Source organism: Halorubrum tebenquichense DSM 14210 (genome assembly GCF_000337415.1).
GTDB classification, from domain to species: domain Archaea; phylum Halobacteriota; class Halobacteria; order Halobacteriales; family Haloferacaceae; genus Halorubrum; species Halorubrum tebenquichense.
The window spans coordinates 1-5,463 of record NZ_AOJD01000007.1; the positions used below are offsets into that span (position 1 = coordinate 1).

Consider the following 5,463-nt stretch of genomic DNA (forward strand, 5'->3'; position numbering starts at 1 on the left):
GGTGGTCGCTCCAGTAGTTGATCCGGACGCGGGCGGTCAGTTCCCCGGCCGCGTCGAGGTCGCGGTAGACGCGCGGGGCGTGGGAGTTCCGGACCATGTCGTGGAACCCGGTGATCCCGCGGGCGGCGCAGCCGTCGAGCGCGGCCTCGACGACCCCGCGCGTCTCCTCGCCGTCGGGCTCGACCGCCTCGTAGATCGGGTCGATCGCGGCTTCGAGCAGGACGCCCGTCGGCTCGCCGCCTTCGTCGGTAGGGACCGTCTCCTCGGGAACATCCGCGAGCGCGTCCGCGAACCGGTCGAGGACGACGCCGTTGACCGCCGCGACGTGCATGTCCTCGCGGAACGCCGCCACCGGGCGCTCGGTCGAGACGCGGTCGAGGTCCTCGCGGGTGAGGTAGCGCGACTCCCCCCACGTCGACTCGTCGTAGCCGTAGCCGAGCACCCAGTCGTCGGTCTCGGCGCTCACCGCCCCGCTCTCCTCGCCTTTCACTTCCGCCGCGCGCTCGTCGAGCAGGTCGACGGCGGCCCCGGGCGAGTCGGCGGCGGAGAGGTCGGCGTGGACCAGGTACCGACCGACGGTGGTCAGGTGGGTGTGGGCGTCGACGAAGCCGGGGAGGAGGACGCGCCCGCCGAGGTCGACCACGTCGGTGTCGACGCCCGCGAGCAGTTCCACGTCGTGCGTGCGCCCGGTCCGGACGATCGCGCCGTCGCGCACCGCGACGGCCTCCCGGACCGCGTCGCCGCCGTCCTCGGGGTCCGCGAGCGTGTGTACCTCCCCGTTCACGAAGATCCGGTCCGCGGCCTCTGTCATGGGGATTCCGCGGAGACACAGCGTGTTAACCGTTCGGGAAACGGCGACCGATTTATTCGGTCCGGCGTCGAACTGCCGCGTATGTACGACAACGTCCTCCTCCCGACCGACGGCAGCGTCGGCGTCGACCGCGCGATCGACCACGCGATCGACGCCGCCGGCCGCTACGACGCGACCCTTCACGTCCTCTACGTCGTCGACAGCGGCGTGGTGAACGCCTACTCCGGCGACGAGTTCGTCGACGGGGCCGAGGGTGCCGAGGAGACCCTCGAAGAGACCGGCCGCGAGGCGCTCGACGCCGCCGCCGCGCTCGCCAACGACGCCGGCGTTGAGGCGGTCACCGCGATGCGGTACGGCGCGCCCCACGAGGAGATCCTCCGGTACATCGACGAGGAGGACATCGACCTCACGGTGATGGGGTCGAAGACGCGCTCGGGCGACTACCGCCGGATGCTCGGCTCCGTCACCGAGCGCGTTTCCCGACAGTCGACCGCGCCGGTGAGTATCGTGAAGACGACCGTCGAGGCCTGAGCCGCGCGGTCGTCCCCCGCCCGACGCGCGGCCGCTACAACCGTTCCCGCACGTCCGCCGCGACCGCCGACAGCGCCGTCTCCGCCGTCGGCACGCGGTCCGCGAGGCTACAGAACCCGTGCGCCATCGCCGGGTAGTGACGGTGCCGGACGGGAGTTCCCTCGCGGTCGAACCGCTCCGCGAGCGCGACGCCGTCGTCGCGCAGGGGGTCGAACCCGGCGGTGACGACCGTCGCGGGCGGGAGATCACCGAGGTCCGTCGCCCGGAGCGGGACCGCGTAGGGGTTCGCGGCGTCGACCGGACTCCGCAGGTACCGCTCGTAGAACCACCGCATGTCCGCGCGGGTGAGGAGGGGGCCGTCCGCGTTCTCCCGGTAGGAGTCCGTCTCGAAGTCGCGTCCGGCGATCGGGTACAGGAGGAACTGTCCGGCCGGCGTCGGCGAGTCGCCGATCTCGCGGGCGCGAAGCGACGCGGCGACAGCGAGCGCGCCGCCCGCGCTCGTGCCCGAGACGCCGACCCGATCGGGGTCGACGCCGAGCGCGCCCGCCGTCTCGACGACCCACTCGACAGCCGCGGCCGCCTCGTCGACGGCGACCGGAAACGGGTGTTCGGGGGCGAGCCGGTAGTCGGCGGACACGACGACCGCGTCGGCGCGGACCGCGAGTTCGCGGCAGATGCCGTCGACCGAGTCGAGCGTGCCGAGCGTCCAGCCGCCGCCGTGGAGGTGGACGAGGGCGCGGGCTCCAGACGCGCCGGCGGCGTCGCTCGCCGCCGTGGTCGTCGTCTCCGCGCGCTCGGGCCGATAGATCCTGAGGGGAACCTCGCCGTGGGGGCCGTCGAACGCCATATCGCGCACCTCGGCCACGGGCGGCTCGGGCGGTCCGGAGAACAGGCCGTCTTCGAGGTCCCGGGCGGCCGCGACCGAGAGGTCGCTCCACCCCGGCAGCCCCAGCGACTCGATCTCGGCGACCGCCGCGGCCAGATCCGCGTCGAGTTCGTCCGCGCGCATGGCGGACCGAGGCGGTGGGCCTTTGTAAGTCGGTCGGCAACCTCGGGCGATGGACGTCCGGCTGAGCTACGAGGACGGCACGATCCGGGTCGACGCGGACGCCGACCTCGCGGCCGACGCGCTCCCGCCGCTGCCCGGCGTCGAGACGGACCCGCGCACGGGCACGGCGCGCGCCCCCGCACACCGCTACGCCGAACTCCGGCGGGCGCTCCGGGTGGCCGGGGTCGGCGTCGACGACCGGGTCCTCGACGCGAGCGACCGCGCCGCCGAGGCGGCCGGACTGCCGGACGCGCTCGCCACCGACTACGACCTCCGCGAGTACCAGCGCGACGCGCTCGACGCGTGGCGTGACGCGGGCGACCGCGGGGTGCTCGAACTGCCGACCGGCGCGGGCAAGACCGTGATCGCGATCCGCGCGATGGTCGAACTCGGCGTGCCGACGCTCGTCGTCGTCCCGACCGTCGACCTCTTGGACCAGTGGCAGCGGGAGCTGGAGCGCGAGTTCGACGTCCCGATCGGTCGCTTCGGCGGCGGCGAGCAGCGCCGGGAAGCGATCACGGTGTCGACGTACGACTCGGCGTACCTCAAGGCGGACGGCGTCGGCGACGCCTTCGAGTTCGTCGTCTTCGACGAGGTCCACCACCTCGGCGGCGAGGGATACCGGGACGCCGCGCGGCTGCTCGCGGCCCCCGCCCGCCTCGGCCTCACCGCCACCTTCGAGCGCCCCGACGGCGCTCACGAGGCGGTCGCGGACCTGGTCGGCGAGCGCGTCTACGCGTTAGACGTCGACGACCTCGCGGGCGACCACCTCGCGCCGTACGACATCCGGCGGATCGAGGTGGAGCTGACCGACGCGGAACGCGAGCGCTACGACGAGAAACAGGGGACGTTCGTCGAGTACGTCCGCGACGCCGGGATCACGTTCACGAGCGGGAGCGACTACCAGGAGCTGGTCAAGCGCTCCGGCAACGACCCCGCCGCCCGCGAGGCGCTCCTGGCGAAACAGGACGCCCGCGAGATCATGATGAACGCCGAGCGGAAGGTGGCGGAGCTGGCGGAGATCCTCGACCGCCACCGCGACGACCGCGTGATCGTGTTCACCGGCCACACCGACCTCGTCTACCGGCTCTCGGAGCGGTTCCTGCTGCCCGCGATCACCGCCGAGACGGGCGCGAAGGAGCGCCGCGAGATCTTAGAGCGCTTCCGCGACGGGACCTACGGACGCGTGGTGGCCGCGAACGTCCTCGACGAGGGCGTCGACGTGCCCGACGCGAACGTCGCGGTCGTCCTCTCCGGCTCCGGCAGCGAGCGCGAGTTCACCCAGCGACTCGGGCGCGTTCTCCGCCCGAAGGACGACGGCGGCCGGGCGCTGCTCTACGAACTCGTCAGCGCGGAGACGGCCGAGGAGCGCGTGGCGAGCCGGCGGCGATAGCCAGTCGACACGGCCCGGTCACTCCGCGTCGCGGTCCCGGCGAAGCTCTCGGACCCCCAAAAGCACGTACGCCCCGCCGACGAGCCGGAGGAACGTATCGAACCCCGGCCTCCACTCGACCGCGTCCGGGTCCACGTAGAGGAGCCGCGCCGCGATCGCCCGGTACGCGCGCGGAACGACGAGGAGGACGGTTCCGAAGGCGCCGGTGACGTACATCGCCCAGGCGTAGGCCCGGCCGCCGATCAGGGCGAGCGCGACGACGACCACGCCTTCGGCCCGAAGCGTCGGGCGCGTTCCGCGTCTCGGTTCGACGTCGTCCGGATTCTCGACGGCGACGCGTTCGAAGGCGGCGACGATACGGTCTGGGACCAGCGCCGTGAGCGCGCCGAGCACGCCGATAATCGCTCGTATCATGGTCGGAGATACGCGACGGGGGAAATTAGTCGCCCCCGAAGTTCCCTCGGTCTGAGAAAATCGGGTCAGTCGTCGCCGTCGACGTCGAGCGAGCGCTTCTCGCCGAGCTCCTGTTCGAGGCTCCCGCGCTCCCAACTTCGGACCGCATCGCCCTCGACCTCGGCGCGGAGCTTCTCTTCGAGGAGGTTCACCGCGACGCTGTTCGCGCCCTCCGGGATGATCACGTCGGCGTGTTTCTTCGACGGCTCGATGAACTGCTCGTGCATCGGCTTCACCGTCGAGAGGTACTGGTCGATGACGCCCTCTAGGTCGCGGCCGCGGTCGATCACGTCCCGCCGGATCCGGCGCAGGATGCGCACGTCGGCGTCCGTCTCGACGAACAGCCGGAGGTCCATCATGTCGTTTATCTCCTCGTCGTACAGCGCGAGGATTCCCTCCAGCACGATGACGTCGGTCGGCTCGACGGTGATGCGCTCGTCTTTCCGGTTGTGGATCTCGAAGTCGTACTGGGGCATCTCGACGGACTGCCCCTCCAGCAGCGCCTCCAGATGATCCCGGAGCAGCTCCCACTCGAACGCCGAGGGGTGGTCGTAGTTGACCTCCTGGCGCTCCTCGAAGTCGAGGTGCGAGAGGTCCTCGTAGTAGTTGTCGAGCGGGATCCGGGTGACGCTGTCGCCGAGATCGCGGGTGACGAGCCGGGAGACCGTCGTCTTCCCAGCGCCCGTCCCGCCCGCGATCCCGATCACGAACGAGGGAATGGCCATATCGCCGTTCGAACGCCGGAGGGTTTGAACGCTCCCTTTTCGTCGCCGCGCGTGATCCGTACGCGCTCCGCATAGTCTCTCCCACCCTGTATGCCAACCGATCGCAAGCGTACGCACGGTGCCCGTATAACCGTATCGGGGGCAGCTTTTAGCCGATCGGAGCGAATCCGACACGTATGCGAACAGACACCACGGTCCGTGACGTGATGCACCGCGAGTTCCTCGGCGTCAGCGAGTCGGACGCGCTCTCGGACGCGGCCGCGCTGCTGGTCGAGGAGGAGACGAACTGCGTGGTCGTCGTGCGAGGCGGCGAACCGGTCGGACGACTGGAGGCCCGCGACGCGCTTGACGCGCTGCTTGACGCGACCGGAGGCGACGTGGAAGCCGAGTCTGAGGAGGGTATCGGTGACCACACCGTCGGCGACGCGATGGGCCCGCCCCTGCCGACGATGTCTCCGGACGACTCCCTGACGGCGGTCGAGGAGCTGTCTCTTATACACAT

7 protein-coding genes are annotated in these 5,463 nt (G+C 71.2%); 3 read left to right on the forward strand and 4 right to left on the reverse strand.

Annotated features, from left to right (window positions below):
• A partial coding sequence (locus C472_RS00890) for an amidohydrolase family protein (protein WP_006627892.1) occupies window positions 1-811 on the reverse strand: 811 nt, incomplete at its 3' end.
• 81 nt (window positions 812-892) lie between these two features.
• Between C472_RS00890 and C472_RS00895 the strand changes: the two genes are divergently transcribed.
• Window positions 893-1,342 (forward strand): universal stress protein, encoded by a 450-nt coding sequence (locus C472_RS00895; protein ID WP_006627893.1) that lies wholly within the window; start codon window positions 893-895, stop codon window positions 1,340-1,342.
• Window positions 1,343-1,376: 34 nt separating this feature from the next.
• On the opposite strand, the gene C472_RS00900 is transcribed toward C472_RS00895, so the two are convergent.
• On the reverse strand, window positions 1,377-2,351 hold the full coding sequence (locus C472_RS00900) for an alpha/beta hydrolase (RefSeq protein ID WP_006627894.1): 975 nt from the start codon (window positions 2,349-2,351) through the stop codon (window positions 1,377-1,379).
• 49 nt (window positions 2,352-2,400) lie between these two features.
• Between C472_RS00900 and C472_RS00905 the strand changes: the two genes are divergently transcribed.
• Window positions 2,401-3,783, forward strand: a complete 1,383-nt coding sequence (locus C472_RS00905) for a DEAD/DEAH box helicase family protein (protein ID WP_006627895.1) — start codon at window positions 2,401-2,403, stop codon at window positions 3,781-3,783.
• A gap of 18 nt (window positions 3,784-3,801) precedes the next feature.
• Here the strand turns inward: C472_RS00905 and C472_RS00910 are convergent, their stop codons facing one another.
• Together C472_RS00910 and udk are read right to left on the reverse strand one after the other, a co-directional pair.
• Complete coding sequence (locus tag C472_RS00910; RefSeq protein WP_006627896.1) at window positions 3,802-4,197, reverse strand: hypothetical protein; 396 nt, start codon at window positions 4,195-4,197, stop codon at window positions 3,802-3,804.
• Between the two features lie 65 nt (window positions 4,198-4,262).
• The gene (gene udk / locus C472_RS00915; RefSeq protein WP_006627897.1) at window positions 4,263-4,961 is read right to left on the reverse strand and encodes a uridine kinase; all 699 of its coding nucleotides are present in this window, start codon (window positions 4,959-4,961) and stop codon (window positions 4,263-4,265) included.
• Window positions 4,962-5,137: 176 nt separating this feature from the next.
• Here udk and C472_RS00920 point away from each other — a divergent pair.
• The coding region (locus C472_RS00920) for a CBS domain-containing protein (protein WP_006627898.1) at window positions 5,138-5,463 on the forward strand (326 nt) is incomplete at its 3' end.